We start from the raw sequence: 23,734 nt of genomic DNA, 5'->3' as shown, positions 1-23,734 counted from the left end.
AGCATGGAATCCGTCTTGACACATTCTCTCCGTAATCGAATAATTGCTCATGACCAAGGCAAATGCTCACTTGGTTCCAAGGGAGGAATTCTGGATGAAACTCAAAACGCTCGTTCTGAGCCTGTGCTCCGCCAGCGCGCTTGCCTTCGCCGCGCACGCCGAGACCATCACCATCGCCACCGTCAACAACGGCGACATGATCCGCATGCAGAAGCTGACGGATGATTTCACCACCAAGAATCCGGATATCGAGCTCAACTGGGTGACGCTCGAGGAGAACGTGCTGCGCGAGCGCGTCACGACCGACATCGCCACCAAGGGCGGCCAGTACGACGTGATGACGATCGGCACCTACGAAGTGCCGATCTGGGCAAAGCAGCAGTGGCTCCTGCCGCTCGACAATCTCGGCGCCGACTACGACGCCGCCGACATCATCCCGGCGATCGCCGGCGGCCTGTCGGTCGACGGCAAGCTCTATGCCGCGCCGTTCTACGGCGAGTCTTCCTTCATCATGTACCGCAAGGACCTGTTCGAGAAATCGGGCCTGACCATGCCCGACGCGCCGACCTGGGACTTCGTCGCCGAGGCCGCCCGCAAGATCAAGGCGGACAACCCCGACGTCAACGGCATCTGCCTGCGCGGCAAGGCCGGCTGGGGCGAGAACATGGCCTTCCTGACCGCCATGTCGAACTCCTTCGGCGCGCGCTGGTTCGACGAGAACTGGAAGCCGCAGTTCGACCAGCCCGAGTGGAAGAACACGCTGCAATTCTACGTCGACCTGATGAAGGATGCCGGCCCGTCCGGTGCTTCCTCCAACGGCTTCAACGAGAATCTGGCGCTGTTCCAGCAGGGCAAGTGCGGCATGTGGATCGACGCAACCGTGGCGGCGTCCTTCGTGTCGAACCCGAAGGATAGCACCGTCGCCGACAAGGTCGCCTATGCGCTCGCTCCCGATACCGGCCTCGGCAAGCGCGGCAACTGGCTGTGGGCCTGGTCGCTGGCCATTCCGGCAGGCACGCAGAAGGCGGACGCCGCGCAGAAGTTCGTTTCCTGGGCGACCAGCAAGGCCTATCTGGACCTCGTCGCCTCGAAGGAAGGCTGGGCCAACGTTCCTCCGGGAACCCGTACCTCGCTCTACAACAATCCCGAGTACCAGAAGGCGGCGCCCTTCGCGAAGATGACGCTGGACTCGATCAATTCGGCCGATCCGACCAAGCCGACCGTCAAGCCGGTGCCCTATGTCGGCGTGCAGTTCGTGGCGATCCCCGAATTCCAGGGGCTCGGCACGACGGTTGGGCAGCTCTTCTCGGCGGCGCTCGCCGGCCAGTCCTCCGTGGATGACGCACTGAAGCAGGCGCAGGACGCCGCGACCGCGGCAATGACCGAGGGCGGCTACATACAGTAAAAGGCATCCTCCCGGTGCCTTGGCCGTCCGGTGTCCCTGCCGGGCGGCCACCTTCCAGGCCCGATATCTCGCCGGCCTGACCCGGGATAGCGAAACGTCTTCAATCAGCCAGGCCCGCCCGTCCGCCACGTTCGGGAGGCCGCCGCCTTGCCCGGTGCTGCCGGGAACCGTTGCGCCGCAGGCGCAGATGAGACCACGTTCAGCGGTTCACAGAAACCGGAGAGGAAACGATGGCTACTCAACAGACCCGATCGCTGGCGCGCATGATGATGGCCCCGTCCGTGATCCTGCTGCTCGTCTGGATGATCGTTCCGCTGGCCTTCACCCTCTGGTTCTCGTTCCAGCAGTACAATCCGCTCAACCCGATCCGCGACGGCTTCGTCGGTTTCGCCAACTACGCGCTGTTCTGGTCGAACCCTGCCTTCATCCAGTCGATCATCAACACGCTGCTGATCGTGGTCTGCGTGCTGGCGATCACCGTGATCCTCGGCATCCTGCTCGCGCTGCTGCTCGACCAGCCGATCTGGGGCCAGGGCATCGTCCGCATCCTCGTCATTTCGCCCTTCTTCGTCATGCCGCCGGTGGCGGCGCTGGTGTGGAAGAACATGATCATGCATCCGGGCTACGGCGTCTTCGCCGACATCGCCCGTTTCCTTGGCGTGCAGCCGGTCGACTGGTTCGCGCACTACCCGCTGTTTTCGATCATCCTCATCGTCGCCTGGCAATGGCTGCCTTTTGCGACGCTGATCCTGCTGACGTCGCTGCAGTCGCTCGATGGCGAGCAGAAGGAGGCCGCCGAAATGGACGGCGCCGGTTTCCTCGCGCGCTTCTGGTACCTGACGCTGCCGCACATGTCGCGCGCCATCACCGTCGTCATCCTGATCCAGACGATCTTCCTGCTCGCGGTCTATGCCGAGATCCTGGTCACCACCAATGGCGGCCCCGGCTTCGCGTCGACCAACCTGCCGTTCCTCGTCTACCAGAAAGCCCTGCTCGAATTCAAAATCGGCCAGGCCTCCGCCGGCGGCATCATCGCCGTCATCCTCGCCAACATCGTCGCCTTCTTCGTGATGCGCGCGGTCGGCAAGAACTTGGACAAGTAGGAGGACGCCATGGCCCGCGCAGTCACCACGCAGCACAAGGCGGTCGCAACCATCGCCGCCTGGGTTGTCGCCTTCCTGATCTTCTTCCCGATCCTCTACACGATCATCACCTCGTTCAAGTCGGAGACGGAGGCGATCGCCGGCTTCAACCTGATCCCGTCGGGCACGCTGGAGAGCTACGTCGAGGTCCAGGCGCAGAGCAACTATTTCAAGTTCTTCCTGAACTCGGTGATCCTGTCGGTCGGCTCGACCATCCTCGCCCTCGCCGTGGCGATCCCTGCCGCGTGGTCGATGGCGTTCTCGCCGACGCGCAGGACGAAGGACATCCTGATGTGGATGCTCTCCACCAAGATGATGCCCGCGGTGGCGGTGCTGTTCCCGATCTACCTGATCTTCCGCGACACCGGGCTGCTCGACAGCCGCATCGGCCTCACGATCATGCTGATGCTGATCAATCTGCCTATCGTGGTGTGGATGCTCTACACCTATTTCCGCGAAATCCCGGGCGAGATCCTCGAAGCCGCGCGCATGGACGGCGCCTCGCTGTGGGGCGAGATCTGGTACGTGCTCACCCCGATGGCGGTGCCGGGCATCGCCTCGACGATGCTGCTCAACATCATCCTCGCCTGGAACGAGGCGTTCTGGACGATCCGCCTGACGACGACGGAAGCCGCGCCGCTGACCGCCTTCATCAGCTCGTTCTCGAGCCCGCAGGGGCTTTTCTGGGCGAAGCTGTCGGCAGCCTCGACGCTCGCCATCGCGCCGATCCTGATCATGGGCTGGTTCTCGCAGAAGCAGCTGGTGCGCGGATTGACGTTCGGCGCGGTCAAGTGAGCGGCGACAGGAACACCGGGAGGCAAAGATGGGCCAGATAACGCTCAGGAACGTGTCGAAATCATTCGGGGCGACGACGATCATCCCCGATATCGACCTCGAGATCGAGGATGGCGAGTTCGTCGTCTTCGTCGGCCCGTCGGGCTGCGGCAAGTCCACGCTGCTGAGGCTGATCGCGGGCCTGGAGGACACCAGCGGCGGCACCATCTCGATCGACGGGCGCGACGTCACCGGCGAGGCGCCGGCCAGGCGCAAGCTGGCGATGGTGTTCCAGTCCTACGCGCTCTATCCGCACATGACGGTGGCGAAGAACATCGCCTTTCCGCTGAAAATGGCGGGCGAGAGCAAGGAGACGATCGACAGGAAGGTCGCCGAGGCGGCGCGCGTGCTGAACCTCACCAACTACCTGGAGCGGCGGCCGGGCCAGCTCTCGGGCGGCCAGCGCCAGCGCGTCGCCATCGGCCGCGCCATCGTGCGCCAGCCCTCGGCCTTCCTGTTCGACGAACCGCTCTCGAACCTCGACGCGGCGCTGCGCGGCACCATGCGGCTGGAGATTTCCGAACTGCACAACCAGCTCAAGACCACGATGATCTACGTCACGCACGACCAGGTCGAGGCGATGACCATGGCCGACAAGATCGTCGTGCTCAATGCCGGCAACATCGAGCAGGTCGGCTCGCCGCTGGAGCTGTACCGTTCGCCGCGGAACCTCTTCGTGGCGGGCTTCATCGGCTCGCCCAGGATGAACCTGATCGAAGGCGAGACCGCCGCCAGGCACGGCGCGAAGACGATCGGCATCCGGCCGGAGCATCTTTCCGCGTCCACGACGGCAGGAGAATGGAAAGCGACGGTCGGGGTTGCCGAACATCTGGGGTCCGACACGTTCCTGCATGTGCATTCGGACGGGGTCGGGCCGCTGACGGTGCGCGCCGGCGGCGACATCGGCGCGCATCACGGCGACACCATCTTCCTGACGCCGGACGCGACGAAGGTCCATCGCTTCGGGCCGGACGGGCAGGCGCTGAAATGAGACTTGCGGGGAAATCGGCGCTGATCACCGGGGCCGCGCGCGGCATCGGCAAGGCCTTCGCCGAAGCCTATGTCCGCGAGGGCGCGACGGTCGCTATCGGCGACATCAATCTCGAAGCCGCCGAAAAGACGGCAAGCGGGATCGGCGCGGCCGCCTATGCGGTCAAGCTCGACGTCACCGAGCAGGCATCGATCGACGCCGCGATGAAGACTGTCGAGGCGAAGGCCGGCGGGCTCGACATACTCGTGAACAACGCAGCGCTGTTCGATGCGGCGCCCATCGTCGAGATCACGCGCGCGAGCTACGAGAAGCTGTTTTCCGTCAACGTCGCGGGCTGTCTCTTCACGCTGCAGGCCGCGGCCAGGTCGATGATCTCCGGGGGCAAGGGAGGCAAGATCATCAACATGGCGAGCCAGGCCGGGCGTCGGGGCGAGGCCCTGGTGGCGGTCTACTGCTCCACCAAGGCCGCCGTCATCTCGCTCACCCAGTCGGCCGGCCTCGACCTCATCAAGCACCGCATCAACGTCAACGCCATCGCACCCGGCGTCGTCGATGGCGAGCACTGGGACGGCGTCGACGCGCTGTTCGCCAGATATGAAGGGCTGCAGCCCGGCGAGAAGAAACGGCAGGTCGGCGCCGCCGTGCCCTACGGGCGGATGGGAACGCCCGAGGATCTTACCGGCATGGCGGTTTTCCTCGCCAGCGCCGAGGCCGACTACGTGGTGGCGCAGACCTACAATGTCGACGGCGGCAACTGGATGAGTTGAGAGGACACAAGTGCGATGACCGTAAAACTCTCCCTCGCCGATCTGGGCAAGCTGCAGACGAATGTCGCCGTGCCGCGCTACGGCCGCCGCGACCTGCGCGCCGGCATCCTGCATTTCGGCGTCGGCAATTTCCACCGCGCGCATCTCCAAGTCTATCTCGACAGGCTGATGAACGCCGGCAGGGATCGCGATTTCGCGATCCTGGGCGCCGGCGTCACGCCTTACGACATCAAGATGCGCGACGCGCTGGCGGGACAGGACTGGCTGTCGACGGTGGTCGAGCAGTCGGCGGAAAAATCCGAGGCGCGCGTCACCGGCGTCATGGCAGATTTCCTGCCGCCGATGGACGGGCGCGCGATCGTCGAAGCGCTCGCCGATCCGGCCATACGCATCGTCTCGCTCACTGTCACCGAGGGCGGTTATTTCGTGAACCCGGCGACCGGCAGCTTCGATCCGGAGCATCCGGCCATCCTCGCCGACGCCAGCAATCCCGACGATCCCAAGACCGTGTTCGGGCTGATGCTCGCCGGGCTGAAGGCACGCCGGGCCGCCGGCATCCAGCCGTTCACCGTCATGTCGTGCGACAATGTCCCCCATAACGGCAAGGTCTGCCGCGACGCGGTCGCGGGGCTGGCCGAGGCGCAGGACCCCGGTTTCGCACAGTGGGTGCGCGGCAACGTCGCCTTCCCGAACGCGATGGTCGACCGCATCGCCACGGCGACCTCCGACCGCGAGCGCGCGATCACGCGCGACACGTTCGGGATCGAAGACGCCTGGCCGGTGTTCTGCGAGGACTTCATCCAGTGGGTCGTCGAGGACAATTTCCCTGCGGGACGGCCAGCCTTCGAGGAGGTCGGCGCGGAATTCGTCGCCGACGTTACGCCGTGGGAGATGATGAAGATCCGCATCCTCAACGGCGGCCATGCCATCATCGCCTATCCGTCGGGGCTCATGGACATCCATTTTGTCCATGAGGGCATGGAGAATCCGCTGGTGCGCGCCTTCCTGCAGAAGGTCGAGCGCGACGAGATCATCCCCGTCGTCCCGCCGGTCCCCGGCACCGATCTCGATGCCTATTTCCGCAAGGTGGAGGAGCGCTGCCTGAACCCGAAGATCGGTGACACCATCCGCAGGCTCTGCCTCGACGGCTCCAACCGGCAGCCGAAATTCATCATCCCGACCATTGCCGACCGGCTGAAGGCGGGCAAGGGGATCGAGGGGCTGGCGCTGGAGTCGGCGCTGTGGTGCCGCTACTGCTTCGGAACGACCGACAGCGGCGCGGCGATCGAGCCGAACGACCCGAACTGGGAACGCATGACGGCGACGGCGAAGGCCGCGAAGGACGATCCCGCGGCCTGGCTCGGCATGGCCGACATCTATGGCGCGGTCGGCAAGAGCGCCGTTTTCGCCGAGGCCTTCGGCCGGCATCTCAAATCGCTCTGGCAGGGCGGTGCGCGCGCCACGCTGGAGCGGTACGTGGCCGCCTGAACGCGAGGGAGCGGCGGCGAGCAGAAAACGATGCCGCGTGCGCCAAAACTCGTCATCTTCGATTGCGACGGCGTGCTGGTCGACAGCGAGGTCATCTCGGTCGGCGTGCTGACCGAGCTGGTGCGCCAGGCCGGCGCCGAGATCGCCGACGGCGACGGCTACAGGCTCTTCCTCGGCCGCAGCATGGCGGCGGTGGAGAAGCTGCTGCGCAAGGATTATGCGCTCGCGCTTTCCATGACGGAGCTCGACGGCATCAGGGCCGAGACATTCCGGCGCTTCCGCGCCGAGCTGAAACCCATGCCCGGCGTGGCCGAGGCGCTGTCACGGCTGAAGACCGGGCGCTGCGTGGCGTCGTCGAGCAGCCCGGAACGGATACGGCTTTCGCTGTCGCTCACCGGCCTGCTGGAAATGCTGGAGCCGCATATATACAGTGCCTCGATGGTGGCGAGAGGCAAGCCGGCGCCCGACCTCTTCCTGCATGCCGCCGAGGAGATGGGCGTCCGAGCGGAGGATTGCGTCGTCGTGGAGGACAGTCCGGCAGGGATCGATGCGGCGAGGCGCGCGGGCATGCGCGCCTTCGCCTTCACCGGCGGCGCGCATGCCGAGGCGGCGGGGCTGGAAACGGCGCTCGCGCGGTTGCGGCCCGAGCTGATCTTCTCAGACATGGCGCGCCTGCCCGAGCTGCTTGGCGAGCGACCGATCCGGACGGGCCGGCGAGCCGACTGATGGAAAAATATGTCTGCGCCGTCGATGTCGGGACGGGAAGCGCGCGCGCCGGGATCTTCGACCGGTCGGGCAAGGTGTTCGGGCGGGCCGAACACCCGATCCTGATGCACAGGCCGAAGGCCGACCACGCCGAGCACGATTCGGAGGATATCTGGCAGGCCGCCTGCCATGCCGTGAGGAACGCGCTGGCGAAGGCGGGCGTCGCCAAGGACAGCGTCGCCGGCATCAGCTTCGACGCCACCTGCTCGATCGTGGTGCGCGGCACGGACGGCGGCCAGGTCAGCGTCTCGTCGACCGGCGAGACGCGCTGGGACACGATCGTCTGGCTCGACCACCGGGCGCTGGCCGAGGCCGACGAATGCACTGAAAGCGGCCACCGCGTGCTCGATTATCTCGGCGGCGTGATGTCGCCCGAGATGGCGACGCCGAAGCTGATGTGGCTGAAGCGCCGCCTGCCGGAAAGCTGGAACAAAGCTGGCTACATGTTCGACCTCGCCGATTACCTGACCTACCGCGCGTCGGGCTCGACGGCCCGCTCGCAATGCACGCTGACCTGCAAATGGACATATCTGGCGCATGAGAGCCCAGGCTGGCAGGGCGATTTCTTCGCCAGGGTCGGGCTTGAGGACATCATCGAGCGCGGCGGCCTGCCGTCCAAGGCGAACGCGGTCGGCTCCGATCTCGGCCCGCTGACCCGCCAAGCCGCGGCGGAGCTTGGACTGACCGAACAATGCCGAGTGGCGACCGGCGTCATCGACGCCTATGCCGGGGCGCTGGGCACGCTGGGCGGCTTCGCCGGCGAGCCGGCCGAACTCAACCGGCACCTCGCGCTGATCGCCGGGACGTCGAGCTGCGTGATGGCGATGTCGCCCGACGAGCGGCCGTTCGCCGGCGGCTGGGGACCTTATTACGGCGCGGCCTTGCCGGGCTGCTGGATAGCCGAGGGCGGCCAGTCGGCGACCGGCGCGCTGCTCGATCACGTGATCCGCCTGCATGGCGCCGGCGGCGAGCCGACGCCGGACCGCCACCGCGAGATCGCCGAACGGATCATGGCGCTGAGGGCCGAGGAAGGGCTCGACCTCGCCGGGCGGCTGCATGTCCTGCCCGATTTCCACGGCAACCGCTCGCCGCTCGCCGACCCGCATGCGCTCGGCGTCGTCAGCGGGCTCACCCTCGACGCCTCCTTCGACAGCCTGTGCCGCCTCTACTGGCGCACCGCCGTGGGCATTGCGCTCGGCGTCCGCCACATACTCGACACCCTCAACGCCGGCGGTTTCGTCATCGACACGCTGCATGTGACCGGCGGCCACACCAAGAACCCGCTGCTGATGGAACTCTACGCCGATGCCGTCGGCTGCATGGTGGTCGAGCCGCTGGCCGACGAGGCGGTGCTGACTGGGACTGCGGCGCTCGCGGCGACCGGCGCCGGCCTTTACCCGGACCTCGCCGGCGCCTGCGCCGGCATGCGCCAGCCGGTGCGCGAGCGGCGGCCGAACCCGGCGGCCCGGGCGCGCTTCGACCGCGACTACCGCATCTTCCTGGAAATGCACCGCCAGCGGCGGGCGCTGGACGAAATCGCCTAGGATGGATTCGCGCCCGCAGGAGATCTGCATGGGCGCGAGGCGTGTCCGTGCGGGCGCGATAGTCCGGGCATTTCGTGAGCAACCGCGTCGAACCCCCTTGCGCGGGCCGCGCCGATCCATTTGAACGAGCCGCATGACCCATTCCCTCAGCATCGCCATCGACGGTCCCGCAGCCTCCGGAAAAGGCACGCTGGCGCGCCGCCTGGCGGATTATTACCACCTGCCGCATCTCGATACCGGGCTGACCTACCGGGCGGTCGGCCGCGCGCTGCTCATCCACGGCCTGCCGCTCGACAACGTCTCGGCCGCCGAGACCGCCGCGCGCCAGGTCGACCTCAGGAACCTCGACCGCGAGGCGCTGTCGGCGCATGAGGTCGGCGAAGCCGCCTCCAAGGTCGCGGTGTTCCCGACGGTGCGCAAGATACTGGTCGACAAGCAGCGCGCCTTCGCAACCCAGCCCGGCGGCGCCGTGCTCGACGGCCGCGACATCGGCACGGTGGTCTGCCCGGAGGCCGATGTGAAGCTCTACGTGACCGCGAGCGCCGAGGTGCGCGCAGGCCGCCGCCTGCGCGACATCGAGGGGCGGGGCGGCCACGCCGACCTTGCCGAGATCCTCGCCGACATCGTCAGGCGCGACGAGCGCGACATGGGCCGCGCCGACTCGCCGCTCCGGCCGGCCGCCGACGCGCACTTGCTCGATACCTCGGAAATGTCTATAGAAGCCGCGTTCCAGGCGGCGCGGACCATCGTAGATGAAGTCCTCGCCAAGCGGAACGAAGCCTGAGACGGGAATTGGCTTCCGGTTGCCGGAAGCGGTGAAGATACCCATATCGGGCCGAGAAAATACCGAACCAGCCTGTCAGCATTCTCTTGCGCCGATACCGCCGCGAAAGCGGCAGAGGGCTCCTAGCCCGGAACGCCGGCAGGCCATCGCAACGCTAACCACGGCGCCTGCTCCGCAATGCGGGGCCTCCAGGAGAAAATATGTCTGCAGCAAATCCAACCCGCGACGATTTCGCGTCGCTTCTCGAAGAGTCCTTCTCGGACGGTCATTCGGGAGAAGGCCAGGTCGTCAGGGGTACGGTCACGGCCATCGAAAAGGACATGGCCATCATCGACGTCGGCCTCAAGGTCGAAGGCCGCGTCCCGCTCAAGGAATTCGGCGCCAAGGGCAAGGACTCCACCCTCAAGGTCGGCGACACCGTCGAGGTCTATGTCGAGCGCATCGAGAACGCGCTTGGCGAAGCCATGCTGTCGCGCGACAAGGCCCGCCGCGAAGAGAGCTGGGTCAAGCTCGAGGAGAAGTTCTCCAAGGGTGAGCGCGTCGAAGGCGTCATCTTCAACCAGGTCAAGGGCGGCTTCACCGTCGATCTCGACGGCGCCGTGGCCTTCCTGCCGCGCTCACAGGTCGACATCCGTCCGATCCGCGACGTCACCCCGCTCATGCACAACCCGCAGCCCTTCGAGATCCTCAAGATGGATCGCCGCCGCGGCAACATCGTCGTGTCGCGCCGCACCGTGCTCGAAGAGTCGCGTGCCGAGCAGCGCTCGGAGATCGTCCAGAACCTCGAAGAGGGTCAGGTGGTCGAGGGCGTGGTCAAGAACATCACCGACTACGGTGCGTTCGTCGACCTCGGCGGCATCGACGGCCTGCTCCATGTCACCGACATGGCATGGCGTCGCGTCAACCATCCGACCGAGATCCTCAACATCGGCCAGACGGTCAAGGTGCAGATCATCCGCATCAACCAGGAGACGCACCGCATCTCGCTCGGCATGAAGCAGCTCGAGGCGGATCCTTGGGGCGACATCGGCACCAAGTTCCCGATCGGCAAGAAGATCACCGGCACGGTCACCAACATCACCGACTACGGCGCGTTCGTCGAGCTGGAGCCGGGCATCGAGGGCCTCATCCACGTTTCGGAAATGTCGTGGACGAAGAAGAACGTGCACCCCGGCAAGATCCTGTCGACCACGCAGCAGGTCGACGTGGTCGTGCTCGAGGTCGATCCGGCCAAGCGTCGTATCTCGCTGGGCCTCAAGCAGACGCTTGAAAACCCGTGGGAAGCCTTCAAGCGCAACCATCCGGTCGGCGCGGTGGTCGAGGGCGAGGTCAAGAACAAGACCGAGTTCGGCCTGTTCATCGGCCTGGAAGGCGATGTCGACGGCATGGTGCACCTCTCCGACCTCGACTGGAACCGTCCGGGCGAGCAGGTCATCGAGGAGTACAACCGCGGCGACATGGTCAAGGCGCAGGTTCTCGACGTCGACGTCGAGAAAGAGCGCATCTCGCTCGGCATCAAGCAGATGGCGCGCGATTCCGTCGGCGAGGCTGCCGGTTCCGGCGAGCTGCGCAAGAACGCGGTCGTGACCTGCGAGGTCATCGGCATCAAGGACGGCGGTCTTGAAGTGCGGCTGGTCGATCACGGCATCGAGACCTTCATCAAGCGGTCCGATCTCAGCCGCGACCGTGACGAGCAGCGCCCCGAGCGCTTCACCGTCGGCCAGAAGGTCGATGCCCGCGTCATCGCCTTCGACAAGAAGACGCGCAAGCTCACGGTGTCGATCAAGGCGCTGGAAATCGCCGAAGAAAAGGAAGCGGTCGCCCAGTACGGCTCGACCGACTCCGGCGCTTCGCTCGGCGACATCCTCGGCGCCGCGCTGAAGAAGCAGGGCGGCAACTAAGCCGCTCCGTGCGGACGGGCCTGCCTGTCCGCATACAGCCAGACATGAAAAAACCCCGCCGGCAATCTCGCCGGCGGGGTTTTGCATTCCAGGGCCCCGCGTCAGCGGGCGAGGCTCAGCCCCGCCGCGCCGCGTCTATCTTGGCGACGTCGATCTTCTGCATCTTCATCATGGCGTCGAAGGCGCGTTTGGCTTCGGCGCCGCCGGCCGCCATCGCGTCGGTCAGGGTGCGCGGCGTGATCTGCCAGGAGAGACCCCATTTGTCCTTGCACCAGCCGCACTCGCTTTCCTTGCCGCCATTGCCGACGATGGCGTTCCAGTAGCGGTCGGTTTCCGCCTGGTCGTCGGTGGCGATCTGGAAGGAAAAGGCTTCCGAGTGCTTGAACATCGTGCCGCCATTGAGGCCGATGCAGGGAATGCCGCAGACGGTGAAGTCCACGGTCAGCACGTCGCCCTGCTTGCCGCTCGGATAGTCGCCGGGCGCCCGGTGGACGGCCTTCACCTCGCTGTCGGGAAAGGTCTCCGCATAGAAGCGCGCGGCGTCCTCGGCATCCTTGTCGTACCACAGGCAGATCGTGTTCTTGGCAATGGTCATGTCCTGTCCTTTCGCTTGGGGTTGGTTTCCTGCCGCCGTTCCAATGCGCCGGCGTCCGGCAACGTTCCGGCGGCGATTGCCGCCGCTATGATGAAGACGTTCGGCGACAGCGATTCCCGACTCCGTCGAAGACTTCCTTGAGCGATCCAGCGGGTCTTTTTTATTTTTGGGTTGCGGCGCGTTGGGGGGCAGCTCGTTTACGATGATGCAAACTTGTCCGGTTATGCTTGGTACATGGTGCAGGACGCGGCGGGACGGTACGGCGAACTGCCCGTGACGGACGCCCATGCGTCAGCGTCGCGGCACATCGTGCCTGTGCTCACCCTGTTGGCGCTGGCGTTCTACCTGGCCTACGGCCATTGGCTGGGCCGCCCCATGAACGGCGACGCCGACGATCTCCTGAAGCTGCACGAGATACGCAGCTTCCTTGCCACGGGTGCGATCTTCGACCGGTCGCTCCCCGACATTCTCCAGCCCGAGCCCTATGTCAGCCACTGGCCCTGGATCGTCGACCTTCCCTATGCGCTGGTCGCCGCGCTCCTGGGCGTTTTCTTAGGGCCGGAGCGGGCGCTTTCGGCCGCCGTCTTCGCGGTGCCGCTGCTGCTGCTCGTTCCGGCCTTCTTCTGTTACGCCCGACTGGTCGGCGCGGTCGGCTTTCGTGACCGGACCAGTGCGCTGCCATTTGCGGTTCTCGTCGCCCTGCCGGGTTTTGCTGAGTTCGCGCCGGGCAGGATCGACTACCATAATCTGCAGGTCCTGCTACTGCTCGCGGGGCTCGTGCTGTTGCTGAAAGGCGGGCGTGGAGCGGCCTTCGGCAATGGCGTTGCCGTTGCGCTTGCGACCGCGATCAGTCCCGAATTCGCTGCCTTTCACGCTTTGCTGATGAGTTTCTATGCTTTCGACTATATAGCGGGCCGCGCGGGCGGGACCGAGAACATGGCGTGGTTCGGCGGCGGCATGCTGGGCGCCGCCGCCGTGCTGTTCGTCGCTATCGTGCCGCCGGAAAATTACGGGATCGCCCGCTGCGACACCTATTCGGCGCCCTTCGCCCTTGCGCTCGGGCTGGCCGGCGCGGTGTTTGCGGCGCTGCCCGCGCTTGCGCCACTGAGGGGATGGGCCGCGCAGGCCGTCGCGCTCGGCCTTCTGACCGCCGCAGCGCTCGGCGTCACGATCTCGCTTTTCCCGCAATGCCTCGGCGGGCCCTACGCCGTGCTCGAAGCGCACTACAGGGACTATTTCCTGGCCGCGATAGGCCAGGAGAAGAGTTTTCTCGAACGCGGCGATCTCGTCCTCTCGGGCAGCCTGCCCTCACTGGCCGTGCTGTTCATCGGCGCGCTCGCGCCGGCGGCGCTTTGCCTGACGGGACGCCGCGACCGCGCGACGGTGGCGATAGCACTGTTTTCCGTGCTCGCCGTCGTGCAGGCGCTGTTCTACTTCCGCTATCTGCGCTACGTGCCGTTCTTTTCCGGACTGGGCCTGCCGCTGGTCGTGGCTGCGCTCCTGCCGCCGAGCCTGGCCAACCGCTTGCGACTGGAGTGCGCGCTTCCCGATGCGCCGTGGCAAAGGCTCGTGCTTTCGGCGCCAGGCGCGGCGCTTGCAATGCTCCTCGCAGCCTATCACCTCGCCGTTCCACCGGTGACGGCGGCCTCCACGGTAATCACCGTCGCCGACGCCGGTTGCGGGCCACTGGCGCCCATGCCGTCCTATGACTGGCCGCAGGGCGCGGTTGTGCTGGCGCCGCCGGTCCTAGGTGTCCGGTTGCTGGCGGCGGAGCAACATCCGGCCGTGGTGGCGACGCCGCATCATCCTGCAGCGCGCGGCATAGAGCGCGTCGCCCGCTTCCTCGATCCTGGCAAGGATGACCCTCGCGTCTTCCTTGACCAGTCGCGGGCCAACATGGTCGCAGTCTGTGCTTGGCAGGCTTCGTTTCCGCAGCCGATTGAGGCCCGTTATCCCTTTGCCGCATCGTTGATGAAGGGTGTACCGCCGCCATGGCTGCGCAAATGTCCGGCGGATGCCGGGTCCGGACTGCGGCTCTACGGCTATGGCGATGCCCCCTGTCCGACGTCACCCGGGACGGCAGGGTAGGATGCGGACGCTGGCAAGTCCGATCGTGAGACATTGCAGGATGCCTCGGTAACTGGAATAAGGGTTTCGGATCCCGAACCGGCCGGCGGCGCCGCCGGCCAACCGAAGTTTTCGTTCTTCAAGCCAAGAGTCCGACGCCGGTCACAACGGCATGCCTGATCAGCCCATTCCCGCCCGCCCCGGCGCCCTGGCGCCCTTCGAATCCGGCGTCTTCCGCAATGTCTGGTTCGCCACGCTCGCCTCGAACCTGGGCTCTTTGATCCAGGGCGTCGGCGCGGCCTGGATGATGACGTCGATCTCCGACTCGGCCGATCTCGTCGCGCTGGTCCAGGCCTCGACGACGCTGCCGATCATGCTGTTCTCGCTGGTGTCCGGCGCGCTGGCCGACAATTTCAACCGCCGCTCGGTGATGCTGGTCGCGCAGTGCTTCATGCTCGTCGTCTCGGTAGGGCTGGCGCTGGCCGCCTATGCCGACGTGATGACGCCATGGCTGCTGCTTGCCTTCACCTTCCTGATCGGCTGCGGCACAGCGCTGCACAACCCGTCATGGCAGGCGGCGGTCGGCGACATGGTGACCCGCGACCAGGTACCGGCGGCGGTGGCGCTGAACTCGATGAGCTTCAACCTGACGCGCAGCGTCGGCCCTGCGATCGGCGGCGCCATTGTCGCCGCGGCGGGGGCGGCAGCCGCCTTCGCCGCCAATGCGGTCAGCTACATCGCGCTGATCTTCGTCCTGTTCCGCTGGAAGCTCGAGACGCCGGCCTCGACCCTGCCGCGCGAGTCGCTCGGGCTCGCCATCTCGGCCGGCCTTCGCTACGTCGCCATGTCGCCCAACATCGAGAAGGTGCTGCTGCGCGGCTTCGTCTTCGGCCTGACCGCGATCTCGACGCTGGCGCTGCTGCCGCTGGTGGCGCGCGACATCATCCATGGCGGCCCGCTGCTCTACGGCGTCCTGCTCGGCGCCTATGGCGTCGGCGCGATCGGCGGCGCCTTCCTCGGCGGCCGGCTGCGCGGCGTCATCTCCAACGAGTGGATCGCGCGCATCGGTTTCGTCGCCTTCGCCGTCTCGGCGATCGTCCAGGCGCTCTCGACCACCGCCTGGCTGAGCTGCATCGGGCTGATGATCGGCGGCGCGAGCTGGGTGTTGACGCTCGCCATGTTCAACGTGACGGTGCAGCTCTCGACGCCGCGCTGGGTGGTCGGCCGCGCCATGTCGCTCTACCAGATGGCGACCTTCGGCGGCATGGCGCTGGGCAGCTGGATCTGGGGCGTGGTCGCCGAGAATTACGGCCCGGCAGAGGCGCTGATGGCCTCGGCCGCGCTCATGCTGGTCGGCGCGGCGATAGGCTTCGTCATCCGGCTGCCGGAACAGGCCGACCTCAACCTCGATCCGTTGAACCGCTGGCGCGAGCCGAGCGTCGCGCTCGACCTGAAGGCCCGCTCGGGCCCGATCGTGATCTCGATCGAATACGTAATCCGCGAGGCCGACCTGCATGATTTCCTCGACGTGATGGTGGAGCGGCGGCGCATCCGCAGGCGCGACGGCGCGCGGCAATGGACGCTGGCGCGCGACCTCGAGAACCCCGAAATCTGGGTCGAGAGCTACCATACGCCGACCTGGCACGAATATGTCCGCCACAATCTTCGCATGACCCATGCCGATGCGGTGGTGCGGGACAAGCTGGTGGCGCTGCACAGCGGCGCCGAGCCGCCCAAGGTGCGCCGCATGATCGAGCGGCCGACCGATTGGGCAGCCTCGCAGGACCAGCTCAAGCCGATGGTGGACATCCACGGCTCGTCATAGCCGGGCGACAGGCAGGATCAGGCGCGGCCGTAGATCGGCGCCAGCGCGCCGCTGATCGTTGCGTTTTCCGGCGAGGCGAGCTGCACGATCGCCTTCGCGGCCGCCTCCAGGCTCACCCATTTCGAGAAATCCGCTTTCGGCATGGCCTTGCGGTTGGCCGGCGTGTCGAGCGTCGAGGGCGCCACGGCGTTGACCAGGATGCCGTCGCCCTTCAGTTCCTCGGCGAGCGCGACGGTGATCGCGGCAACTGCCGCCTTGCTCGCCGCATAGGCGGACATCGCGGCGCCCTTGCGCGGATCGAGCCCGGGCCTGGCGGACACGTTGACGATGCGGCCCGCCGTCCCGGTGGCGCGCATCGTCCGCGCCGCTGCATGGCAGCAGAGGAAGGCTGTCAGGGCATTGGCGTCGATCATGGCGGCGAAGACGTCCGCCCCGGCCTCGCCGACCGGCGACATGGCGAAGCCGCCTGCGCAGTGGATCGAGGCCCAGAGGTCCGGGATGGTTGCGTAAAAGGCCTCGGTGGATACCGGATCGCCGAGATCGACATTGGGCGCGAGCGTCACGCGCCCGTGCCTGGCAAAGGCAAATCCCTTTGGTGCCGCCGCATGGCTGGTCGGCACATGGCAGACCGAGCCCTCGTCGAGAAGCCTGTCGAGCACTGCGCTGCCGAGCGCGCCGGTGCCGCCCGTCACCACCACGACCCTGCCCGCGAGCTCGCCTGCCATGGATTCAGTCCACCGCGATCTCGATGAGATAGGGCTTTTTCGCGGCCCGGGCCCGCCGCAGCGCGTCCGGCAGGCCGGATCGCGCGGCGAGGCGCTCGGCCGGAATCCCGTAGGCCTCGGCGATCTTGGCGAAATCCGGTGGGGCGGGCGAGACGCCGACCGGTTCGACGCCGACGTCGCGCATCGAGGTCTCGATCTCGCGGTAGCCGGAATTGTTCCAGACGACGAAGATGACACGCGCATCCGCCTCGACCGCCGCCGCGAGCTCGGGCAGCGAGAACTGGAAGCCGCCGTCGCCGGTCAGGCAGACGACCGTCGCGTCCGGCACGGCGAGCGCCGCCCCGATCGCCGCCGGCGGTCCGTAGCCGAGCGCGCCGAAGCCGGTCGCGGCGTTGAACCAGCCGCCCGGCCGGTCGTGGTCGTAGCAAAGGTTGCCGGCATAGACCGGCTGGGTGGAATCGCCGACGATGATCGCGCCGGGCAGCGTGTCGCGGATCGTCTCGACGGCGTCGAGCTGCGCCTGCATCGCGGGTGACAGTTCCGCCCTCGCCGCCGTCCGGGCGGCAGCAGCGCGGCCGGCCCCGTCTGCCTGCAGGGTTTTTCCGGCGAGCGCCGCAAGCAATGCGTCGAGCCCGGCGCGGGCGTCGGCCTGGACGGCGACCGTGGTGGGGTGGCGCGCCAGTTGCTCTGCATCGATGTCGATGCGCACGAAATTTTCGGGCAGGCGGAAGCCGTCGTCGCCATACATGTCATAGTCGGTCGGCCCGAGCTCGGTGCCGACGGCGATCGCCAGATCGGCCTCTTCCACCATCTTGCGGACGGATTTGAAGCTCGGGCTGGCCGGCACTGCGAGCGGATGGGCGTGCAGCAGGCCGCGCGCATTGGTGGTGAGCACGACCGGCGCGTCGAGCGCCTCGGCAAGCCGCTTCAGCGCGGCTTCGGCGGCCCTGGTGCCGCCGCCCGCGAAGATCACCGGGCGCGTCGCCTTGGCCGCAAGCGCCGCCGCCTTCGCGATCAGCGCGCCGTCGGGCGCTGGCGGGGCGGCGTTGGCGAATTTTGGCGACAGGCCGTCCGCCGGCACGACCATGACGTCGGTCGGGATCTCGATGTGGACCGGTCCCGGCCGCGCGCTGGCGAAGAGCGCGAAGGCGTCGGCGAGCGCGCCGGGCAGCTCGTCGGCCTTGTCGATGCGGCGCGACGACAGCGCCACCTTCGCCATCATGCCGCGCTGGTCGGGGAGCTCGTGCAGATGGCCGAGGCCCTTGCCGAGCGTGTCGGTCGCATTGACGCCGGATATCACCAGCATCGGCACGGAATCGGCGCGCGCCTGCCCCATGGCGGTCAGCGTGTTGGTGAGGCCCGGACCGGTGATGACGAAGGCGACGCCAGGCTTGCCCGAGGCGCGGGCATAACCGTCGGCCATGAAGCCGGCGCCCTGTTCGTGGCGCGGCGTGACATGGCGGATTTTCGAGCGCGCCAGCCCGCGATAGAGCTCGACCGTATGGACGCCCGGAATGCCGAACACCGTGTCGACGCCATGGGCTTCGAGCAGATGGATGAGAGCTTCGCCGAGCGTGGTCATGCGCGCCACACCGGTCTGGTCAGGCAGGTCGGCCCGCCCTCGCAGGCGATGCAGAGCGCATCAGCCTCGAAGGTCTGCACCCGGCAGCCTGCGGCTTCCATCGCGGCCGCCGTCTTCGGGAAGCCGGCGACGGCGATCACTTCGCGCGGCGCGGTCGGCAGCACGTTGAGGCTGAGGCCGAAACTGTCGTGGAATTCCCGGGGGTCCCCCTCGACGAGTCGGATGCCGCGCGCCTTGAGCAACTGGTAGAAGGCGGCCGGCAGAAGCGGCGAATGGACCAGCGCCAGATCGTCGGCCAGCGGGCTGATCACCGACATCAGGTGCAGGCAGGCCTCCTCGCCGTGCCAGAGCGGCAGGTCGTAGCCGAGCACCTCGACGCCATAAGGCGCAAGCAGCGCGGCCATCTGGCGGATGCCCGCCTCGTTGGTGCGCACGCCGCGTCCGATCGCCAGCGTCTTCGTGTCGACCCAGACGCAGTCGCCGCCCTCGACCGTTCCCGGCGCCTCGATGCGTCCGAGGATCGGCACGCCCATCCGGCGGTACGCCTTTTCGTGCAGGGCGGGCTCCGGGCGCCTCAGCGCCTTGCCCATGGAGAGGATGATCGCGCCGTGGTCGGTCGACAGCGACGGGTCATGCGTGAAGACGGAATCGGCGAGCCCGTCGTCTTCCTCGGTCAGCCATTCGATCTCGGCGCCGGAAGCGGCGACCAGTTCGGCGAAGGTGCCGTGCTGGCGGGCGGCGCGGGCCGCGTCGAAGCCCGGCCCATAGTGCCATTCGGCCGGCTTGGCATGGCGCATGGCGCTTGCCGCCGAGCGCATCAGCACGCGCCGGATCGGCGCCGCCATGGATTGCGCGCCATGGCGCTGCTTGACCATGACGTTCATGATCTGCCCCCGGCGACGATCGGGCCGCGTGGAGGACGGCTTGGGCTCGGCGCTGTCATGCCGGGCTACTGGGCCAGTCCGAGCGGCTTGCAGGTGCCGAAGGCGTTGATGATGAAATCGTCCGAGGCGGCGACGAAGGTCACCTCGTCGTCATTGCTCGTCGAATGCACCATCCAGCCGGTGCCGCCGTCCACGCCCTGCGCGACGACGATGTCGCCGGAGCGGGAGAGACTGCCGATCGTGCTGACATGCGGCAGGCCGTCGGCGCTGACGCCGGCAAGCACCTGCTTGTCGAAATTGAGCAGGACGCGGGCCGGAAGCGGCAGTTCGCCGAGCGTCTTGGCCGGCGTGCAGGTCGCGCCCGCCTTGCAGAGCACGGCCTCTTTCAGCGTGCAATCGTAGGGAGGCAGATGCTGCGGCTCGGCGGGAGCCTGCGCAGGCGTCTCCTGCGCCTGCGCGTAGCTGGAAAGGGCCGTCAGGCAGACGGCCGCAAAAGAAGATTTCAGCAGGTTGCGCATGTCATCACTCGTTTCTGTGGCCCGGACAGGGACCGATCCCGACTCTGCCGCTCGCTATCTTCAATAGCAGGGCGGATAGGGCGCATAGCCGCAATAGGGCGGATAGGCATAACCGTAAGGCGGCGGTGGCGGATAGGGCGGGGGATAATACGGCCGGTGATGGTGGCCGTAATAATAATACGGCGGCGGCTGGGTCGCGGCGACCGCCGCGCCGCCGAGGACCGCCCCTGCCACCAGCCCGCCGACGAAGGCACCGGCATTGTCGTGGTGATGAGCCTGCGCTGGAAGCGTTGTGTAGAGGGACGTTGCCGTGAAAGCCGCGGCGACGGCCATGTCGACGAATCTCATGGTCAGTCCGTTCTCCCTGGAGGATGGTGCGAGACTGCACCAACAGCCGGGCCCGATCAATAGGGGGCCGGGAGCCGCGGCCGCCTGGGCCTCCCTTGCGGCATGTCAAGGCGGGTTGACGGCGGCAAGCCGGACGGTCCATCCTGCCTGCGGGCAGACGTTCGTGGCAGGGTTATGGGTGCGAGATTGCCAAGGCGGCAAAGCAAAAGCGTGGGTCAGCGATCGTGACGCAGGCTGACGTGACTTCGGGTGCTCCTGCACGATCTGCCGTGAAATACGCGCCCGAGGCAGCGGCCGAAGCCATCCATATCGAAAACCTGCACAAGAAGTTCGGCGAGCTGCATGTGCTGAAGGGCGTGTCGCTCTCGGCGCGCGACGGCGACGTGGTCGCCATCATCGGCGGCTCGGGCTCCGGCAAGTCGACGCTGCTGCGCTGCATCAACTGCCTGGAGAATCCGACCAGCGGGCTCATCCGCGTCAACGGCGAGGAGATCAAGCTGAAGGCCGACAGCCACGGCCACACCGTGCCTGCCGACCGCCGGCAGATCGAGCGCATCCGCTCGAGGCTCGGCATGGTGTTCCAGAGCTTCAACCTGTGGAGCCACATGACGCTGATCGAGAACGTCATCGAGGTTCCGATCCATGTGCTCGGCGTGCAGCGCGACGAGGCGGTCGCGAACGCCGAGCGGCTGCTCGCGCGCGTCGGCCTTTCGGAGAAGCGCGACGTCTATCCGGCCTTCCTGTCGGGCGGCCAGCAGCAGCGCGGCGCGATCGCGCGCGCTCTCGCCATCGAGCCGAGGGTCATGCTCTTCGACGAGCCCACCTCGGCGCTCGATCCGGAGCTGGTCGGCGAGGTGCTGAAGGTCATCGGCGACCTCGCGCAGGAGGGCCGCACCATGATCCTGGTCACCCACGAGATGAAGTTCGCTCGCAAGGTCGCGACCCATGTCGTCTATCTCTACAACGGGCTGGTCGAGGAGGAAGGGCCGCCGGAGGCGATATTCGGCGCCCCGCGCTCCGACCGGCTGAAGAAGTTCCTGCACAACGTCCACTAGCGTGGCGAAGCGGGGAATACGGGAACAACCAAAAACAAAACTGGGAGAAAACGTAATGCTGAAAACTCTGAAAATCGCCGCGGCGGCGCTGCTGCTTGCCGCATCGGGCGCTGCAATGGCGCAGGCCGAGCCGCTGAAGGTCGGCTTCTCGCCCGAGGCCTATCCGCCCTTCTACGTCGCCGACGCCGCCGGCAACTGGACCGGCTGGGAAGTCGAGATCGCCAACGCGATCTGCGCCGAGGCGAAGTTCGAATGCGAGCTGGTGCCGATCCCCTGGGACGGCCTGATCCCGGCGCTGACGACCAAGAAGATCGACGCGATCATGAATTCGATGTCGATCACCGAGGAGCGCAAGCAGTCGATCGACTTCTCGGACAAGTATTACAACACGCCGACCGCCATCGTCGGCCCGAAAAGCGAGACATTCGACGCCTCGCCCGAGGCCCTGAAGGGCAAGATCATCGGCGTGCAGGTTTCGACCGTCCACGCCAACTACGTGAAGAAGCACTTCCCCGACGCGGCCGAGATCAAGGAATACCAGACGCAGGACGAGGCGAACCAGGACCTCGCCGCCGGGCGCATCGACGCCACGCAGGCCGACTACATCGCGCTCGACGCCTTCCTGCAGTCGGATCAGGGCAAGGCCTGCTGCGACCTCAAGGGCTACGTCGCCGAGGACCTCGAAATCCTCGGGCCGGGCGTCGGCGTCGGCCTGCGCAAGGAAGACACCGCCACCAAGGAGCGGATCAACGCGGCCATCAAGGGCATCCGCGACAACGGCAAATACGAAGAGATCACCAAGAAGTATTTCAGCTTCGACGTGTACGGCGGCTGATACTCGCTTCCGTCCGGCCGCGCCTAATTAGGCGCGGCCGCCATCGCGCATTCAACGGGTAGCCGGCGCGCTGCCTCCTGTGCAGGAGCGTCGCCGCGCATAGCGGGAACGGGCAGATCGAAGCTCTCATCCTCCAGCTGTCGCAGGGAAACATCCTCGACCTGCTTGCCTTGAGCCCGCCCGGGTGGGGCGGCAATCTCCTGCGCGGTCTCTTCAACTCCGTGCTGATCGCCGCCGGCGCCTACAGCATCGGCATAATGGTCGGCATCGCCGGGGCGTTCGGCAAGCTCTATGGCGGGCCGGTGCTGCGCGACCTGCTCGAACTCTACACGACCATCGTGCGGGCCGTGCCGGAGCTGGTGCTGATCCTGCTTCTCTATTTTGCCGGCACCGACCTGATCAATCGGCTGCTCGAAGCCTTCGGCTACCAGCGCATCGACATCAACGGGCTCGTCGCCGGCATCTGCGTGCTCGGCATCGTGCAGGGCGCCTATTCGACCGAGGTGATCCGCGGCGCCATCCTGGCGATCCCGCAGGGGCAGATCGAGGCGGCGCGCGCCTACGGCATGTCGCCCGGCCTGCTCTTGAGGCGCATCACCCTGCCGGCCATGCTGCCCTTCGCCATTCCCGGCCTCGCCAATCTCTGGCTGATCGCCACCAAGGATACGGCGCTGCTCGCCATCGTCGGCTTCAACGAACTCACGCAGGAGACGCGCACCGCCGCCAGCACCACTAAGGCCTATTTCACCTTCTTCCTGGTCGCCGGCGCGCTCTACCTGCTCCTCACGCTCTTCTCCAACGTCATCATCGCGCGCGTCGAGAAATGGGCGCGGCGCGGCATGCATGTGGAGTCGCACTGATGGCCGAGCCCGCCACCGCCAGGCTGGTCGACGCCGGCGCCCGCGCTTCGCTCTGGCTGCAGCCGCACCGCATAGGCCTGATCGCGGTGGGCGTCGTGCTGGTCGTGTGCGCAGCGCTGTTCATGCGCTGGGACTGGCTGCCCAACTATTACGGGCTGGCGCTCGAAGGCATCTGGCGGACGCTCTGGATCCTGGTCGTGACCTGCGTGCTCGGCTTCATGCTGGCCGTCCCGATCGGGCTGGTGCAGGTGACCGGGCCCCGGTGGCTGTCAGTGCCGGCCTACTGGTTCTGCACGGTCATCCGCGGAACGCCGCTGCTCCTGCAGCTCTGGTTCCTCTATTACGGGCTGGGTTCGCTCTTCCCGCAATATCCCTGGATCCGCGAATCCTTCCTGTGGCCGTATCTCCGGCAGGCCTGGCCCTACGCCGTGCTGTCGCTGACCCTCTCCTACGCCGCCTATGAGGGCGAGGTGATGCGCGGCGCCTTCGCCGGCGTGGCGCGCGGGCAGCTCGAAGCCGCGCGCGCCTTCGGCATGAGCCGGTGGAAGGTGTTCCGCCGCATCTGGCTGCCGCAGGCGATCTACCGCGCCCTGCCGACGCTCACCGGCGAGACGGTGCTGCAGCTCAAGGCGACGCCGCTGGTCGCCACCATCACCGTCGTCGACATATACGCCGTCGCCTCGCGCGTCAGGCAATCGACCTTCATCGTCTACGAACCGCTGCTTCTGCTGGCGGTCGTCTACCTCTGCATCACCGGCATCCTGGTGTTTGCATTCCGCAAGCTCGAGGCCCGGATTCCTGCACGATTGGGATAGGGAC

General features: G+C 66.8%; 22 protein-coding genes. 16 read left to right on the top strand and 6 right to left on the bottom strand.

Going from position 1 to position 23,734, the window contains the following annotated elements:
* Positions 1-94: 94 nt before the first annotated feature.
* From D8676_RS00850 to rpsA, 10 genes are all read left to right on the top strand, one after another.
* On the top strand, positions 95-1,405 hold the full coding sequence (locus D8676_RS00850) for a sugar ABC transporter substrate-binding protein (protein ID WP_121578949.1): 1,311 nt from the start codon (positions 95-97) through the stop codon (positions 1,403-1,405).
* A gap of 230 nt (positions 1,406-1,635) precedes the next feature.
* Positions 1,636-2,508, top strand: coding sequence for a sugar ABC transporter permease (locus tag D8676_RS00845; RefSeq protein ID WP_121578948.1), 873 nt, complete (start codon positions 1,636-1,638; stop codon positions 2,506-2,508).
* Positions 2,509-2,517: 9 nt separating this feature from the next.
* On the top strand, positions 2,518-3,342 hold the full coding sequence (locus tag D8676_RS00840; RefSeq protein WP_121578947.1) for a carbohydrate ABC transporter permease: 825 nt from the start codon (positions 2,518-2,520) through the stop codon (positions 3,340-3,342).
* A gap of 28 nt (positions 3,343-3,370) precedes the next feature.
* Complete coding sequence (locus tag D8676_RS00835) at positions 3,371-4,372, top strand: ABC transporter ATP-binding protein (protein WP_121578946.1); 1,002 nt, start codon at positions 3,371-3,373, stop codon at positions 4,370-4,372.
* Positions 4,369-5,139 (top strand): L-iditol 2-dehydrogenase, encoded by a 771-nt coding sequence (locus D8676_RS00830; RefSeq protein ID WP_121578945.1) that lies wholly within the window; start codon positions 4,369-4,371, stop codon positions 5,137-5,139. The genes D8676_RS00835 and D8676_RS00830 overlap by 4 nt, the downstream gene beginning before the upstream one ends.
* A 15-nt stretch (positions 5,140-5,154) precedes the next feature.
* Positions 5,155-6,627 carry a mannitol dehydrogenase family protein gene (locus D8676_RS00825; protein WP_121578944.1) on the top strand — a complete coding sequence of 491 codons (1,473 nt, stop codon included), beginning with the start codon at positions 5,155-5,157 and terminating at the stop codon, positions 6,625-6,627.
* 30 nt (positions 6,628-6,657) lie between these two features.
* Complete coding sequence (locus D8676_RS00820) at positions 6,658-7,353, top strand: HAD family hydrolase (RefSeq protein ID WP_121578943.1); 696 nt, start codon at positions 6,658-6,660, stop codon at positions 7,351-7,353.
* Entirely contained in the window at positions 7,353-8,936 is a 1,584-nt protein-coding gene (locus tag D8676_RS00815; protein WP_210210685.1) for an FGGY-family carbohydrate kinase, read from the top strand. The genes D8676_RS00820 and D8676_RS00815 overlap by 1 nt, the downstream gene beginning before the upstream one ends.
* Positions 8,937-9,069: 133 nt before the next feature.
* Positions 9,070-9,720, top strand: coding sequence for a (d)CMP kinase (gene cmk, locus D8676_RS00810; RefSeq protein WP_121578942.1), 651 nt, complete (start codon positions 9,070-9,072; stop codon positions 9,718-9,720).
* 200 nt (positions 9,721-9,920) lie between these two features.
* A complete protein-coding gene (rpsA, locus tag D8676_RS00805) occupies positions 9,921-11,621 on the top strand; it encodes a 30S ribosomal protein S1 (protein ID WP_121578941.1) in 1,701 nt (566 codons plus the stop codon).
* A gap of 115 nt (positions 11,622-11,736) precedes the next feature.
* Here rpsA and D8676_RS00800 read toward each other — a convergent pair whose 3' ends face one another.
* Positions 11,737-12,210 (bottom strand): VOC family protein, encoded by a 474-nt coding sequence (locus tag D8676_RS00800; RefSeq protein ID WP_183096979.1) that lies wholly within the window; start codon positions 12,208-12,210, stop codon positions 11,737-11,739.
* Between the two features lie 219 nt (positions 12,211-12,429).
* Here D8676_RS00800 and D8676_RS00795 point away from each other — a divergent pair, with 219 nt between their 5' ends.
* Both D8676_RS00795 and D8676_RS00790 read left to right on the top strand, forming a co-directional pair.
* Positions 12,430-14,304 (top strand): hypothetical protein, encoded by a 1,875-nt coding sequence (locus D8676_RS00795; protein ID WP_147448123.1) that lies wholly within the window; start codon positions 12,430-12,432, stop codon positions 14,302-14,304.
* A gap of 151 nt (positions 14,305-14,455) precedes the next feature.
* Positions 14,456-16,108: an MFS transporter gene (locus D8676_RS00790; RefSeq protein ID WP_121578938.1), complete on the top strand. Its 1,653-nt coding sequence runs from the start codon at positions 14,456-14,458 to the stop codon at positions 16,106-16,108.
* Positions 16,109-16,125: 17 nt separating this feature from the next.
* On the opposite strand, the gene D8676_RS00785 is transcribed toward D8676_RS00790, so the two are convergent.
* The 5 genes from D8676_RS00785 to D8676_RS00765 all read right to left on the bottom strand — a co-directional run bounded on the left by D8676_RS00785 (position 16,126) and on the right by D8676_RS00765 (position 20,165).
* Positions 16,126-16,833: an SDR family NAD(P)-dependent oxidoreductase gene (locus D8676_RS00785; protein WP_121578937.1), complete on the bottom strand. Its 708-nt coding sequence runs from the start codon at positions 16,831-16,833 to the stop codon at positions 16,126-16,128.
* A gap of 4 nt (positions 16,834-16,837) precedes the next feature.
* On the bottom strand, positions 16,838-18,415 hold the full coding sequence (locus tag D8676_RS00780) for a 5-guanidino-2-oxopentanoate decarboxylase (RefSeq protein ID WP_121579687.1): 1,578 nt from the start codon (positions 18,413-18,415) through the stop codon (positions 16,838-16,840).
* A complete protein-coding gene (locus D8676_RS00775; RefSeq protein ID WP_121579688.1) occupies positions 18,412-19,260 on the bottom strand; it encodes an arginine deiminase family protein in 849 nt (282 codons plus the stop codon). The genes D8676_RS00780 and D8676_RS00775 overlap by 4 nt, the downstream gene beginning before the upstream one ends.
* Before the next feature lie 104 nt (positions 19,261-19,364).
* On the bottom strand, positions 19,365-19,817 hold the full coding sequence (locus D8676_RS00770; RefSeq protein WP_121578936.1) for a hypothetical protein: 453 nt from the start codon (positions 19,815-19,817) through the stop codon (positions 19,365-19,367).
* A gap of 60 nt (positions 19,818-19,877) precedes the next feature.
* Positions 19,878-20,165 carry a hypothetical protein gene (locus D8676_RS00765; protein ID WP_121578935.1) on the bottom strand — a complete coding sequence of 96 codons (288 nt, stop codon included), beginning with the start codon at positions 20,163-20,165 and terminating at the stop codon, positions 19,878-19,880.
* 269 nt (positions 20,166-20,434) lie between these two features.
* On the opposite strand from D8676_RS00765, the gene D8676_RS00760 reads away from it, so the two are divergent.
* From D8676_RS00760 to D8676_RS00745, 4 genes are all read left to right on the top strand, one after another.
* The gene (locus D8676_RS00760) at positions 20,435-21,220 is read left to right on the top strand and encodes an ABC transporter ATP-binding protein (protein WP_183096912.1); all 786 of its coding nucleotides are present in this window, start codon (positions 20,435-20,437) and stop codon (positions 21,218-21,220) included.
* 55 nt (positions 21,221-21,275) lie between these two features.
* Positions 21,276-22,055, top strand: coding sequence for a transporter substrate-binding domain-containing protein (locus D8676_RS00755; protein WP_121578934.1), 780 nt, complete (start codon positions 21,276-21,278; stop codon positions 22,053-22,055).
* A 161-nt stretch (positions 22,056-22,216) separates the two neighbouring features.
* Complete coding sequence (locus D8676_RS00750) at positions 22,217-22,915, top strand: ABC transporter permease (RefSeq protein ID WP_245426577.1); 699 nt, start codon at positions 22,217-22,219, stop codon at positions 22,913-22,915.
* Positions 22,915-23,730, top strand: a complete 816-nt coding sequence (locus D8676_RS00745) for an ABC transporter permease (RefSeq protein WP_121578932.1) — start codon at positions 22,915-22,917, stop codon at positions 23,728-23,730. The genes D8676_RS00750 and D8676_RS00745 overlap by 1 nt, the downstream gene beginning before the upstream one ends.
* Positions 23,731-23,734 lie beyond the last annotated feature (4 nt).

This window comes from Mesorhizobium sp. YM1C-6-2, assembly GCF_003666685.1.
GTDB lineage: Bacteria > Pseudomonadota > Alphaproteobacteria > Rhizobiales > Rhizobiaceae > Mesorhizobium_K.
The sequence above is the reverse complement of the archived record's forward strand: the minus strand, read 5'-3'. Positions and strand labels throughout refer to the sequence as shown.

What these genes read in the sequence shown, in the direction of transcription:
- D8676_RS00850 (WP_121578949.1), top strand. Translation starts at nt 95, where the DNA reads ATGAAACTCAAAACGCTCGTTCTGAGCCTGTGCTCCGCCAGCGCGCTT.
- D8676_RS00845 (WP_121578948.1), top strand. Translation starts at nt 1,636, where the DNA reads ATGGCTACTCAACAGACCCGATCGCTGGCGCGCATGATGATGGCCCCG.
- D8676_RS00840 (WP_121578947.1), top strand. Translation starts at nt 2,518, where the DNA reads ATGGCCCGCGCAGTCACCACGCAGCACAAGGCGGTCGCAACCATCGCC.
- D8676_RS00835 (WP_121578946.1), top strand. Translation starts at nt 3,371, where the DNA reads ATGGGCCAGATAACGCTCAGGAACGTGTCGAAATCATTCGGGGCGACG.
- D8676_RS00830 (WP_121578945.1), top strand. Translation starts at nt 4,369, where the DNA reads ATGAGACTTGCGGGGAAATCGGCGCTGATCACCGGGGCCGCGCGCGGC.
- D8676_RS00825 (WP_121578944.1), top strand. Translation starts at nt 5,155, where the DNA reads ATGACCGTAAAACTCTCCCTCGCCGATCTGGGCAAGCTGCAGACGAAT.
- D8676_RS00820 (WP_121578943.1), top strand. Translation starts at nt 6,658, where the DNA reads ATGCCGCGTGCGCCAAAACTCGTCATCTTCGATTGCGACGGCGTGCTG.
- D8676_RS00815 (WP_210210685.1), top strand. Translation starts at nt 7,353, where the DNA reads ATGGAAAAATATGTCTGCGCCGTCGATGTCGGGACGGGAAGCGCGCGC.
- cmk (WP_121578942.1), top strand. Translation starts at nt 9,070, where the DNA reads ATGACCCATTCCCTCAGCATCGCCATCGACGGTCCCGCAGCCTCCGGA.
- rpsA (WP_121578941.1), top strand. Translation starts at nt 9,921, where the DNA reads ATGTCTGCAGCAAATCCAACCCGCGACGATTTCGCGTCGCTTCTCGAA.
- D8676_RS00790 (WP_121578938.1), top strand. Translation starts at nt 14,456, where the DNA reads ATGCCTGATCAGCCCATTCCCGCCCGCCCCGGCGCCCTGGCGCCCTTC.
- D8676_RS00785 (WP_121578937.1), bottom strand. Translation starts at nt 16,833, where the DNA reads ATGGCAGGCGAGCTCGCGGGCAGGGTCGTGGTGGTGACGGGCGGCACC.
- D8676_RS00780 (WP_121579687.1), bottom strand. Translation starts at nt 18,415, where the DNA reads ATGACCACGCTCGGCGAAGCTCTCATCCATCTGCTCGAAGCCCATGGC.
- D8676_RS00775 (WP_121579688.1), bottom strand. Translation starts at nt 19,260, where the DNA reads ATGGCGGCGCCGATCCGGCGCGTGCTGATGCGCTCGGCGGCAAGCGCC.
- D8676_RS00770 (WP_121578936.1), bottom strand. Translation starts at nt 19,817, where the DNA reads ATGCGCAACCTGCTGAAATCTTCTTTTGCGGCCGTCTGCCTGACGGCC.
- D8676_RS00765 (WP_121578935.1), bottom strand. Translation starts at nt 20,165, where the DNA reads ATGAGATTCGTCGACATGGCCGTCGCCGCGGCTTTCACGGCAACGTCC.
- D8676_RS00755 (WP_121578934.1), top strand. Translation starts at nt 21,276, where the DNA reads ATGCTGAAAACTCTGAAAATCGCCGCGGCGGCGCTGCTGCTTGCCGCA.
- D8676_RS00745 (WP_121578932.1), top strand. Translation starts at nt 22,915, where the DNA reads ATGGCCGAGCCCGCCACCGCCAGGCTGGTCGACGCCGGCGCCCGCGCT.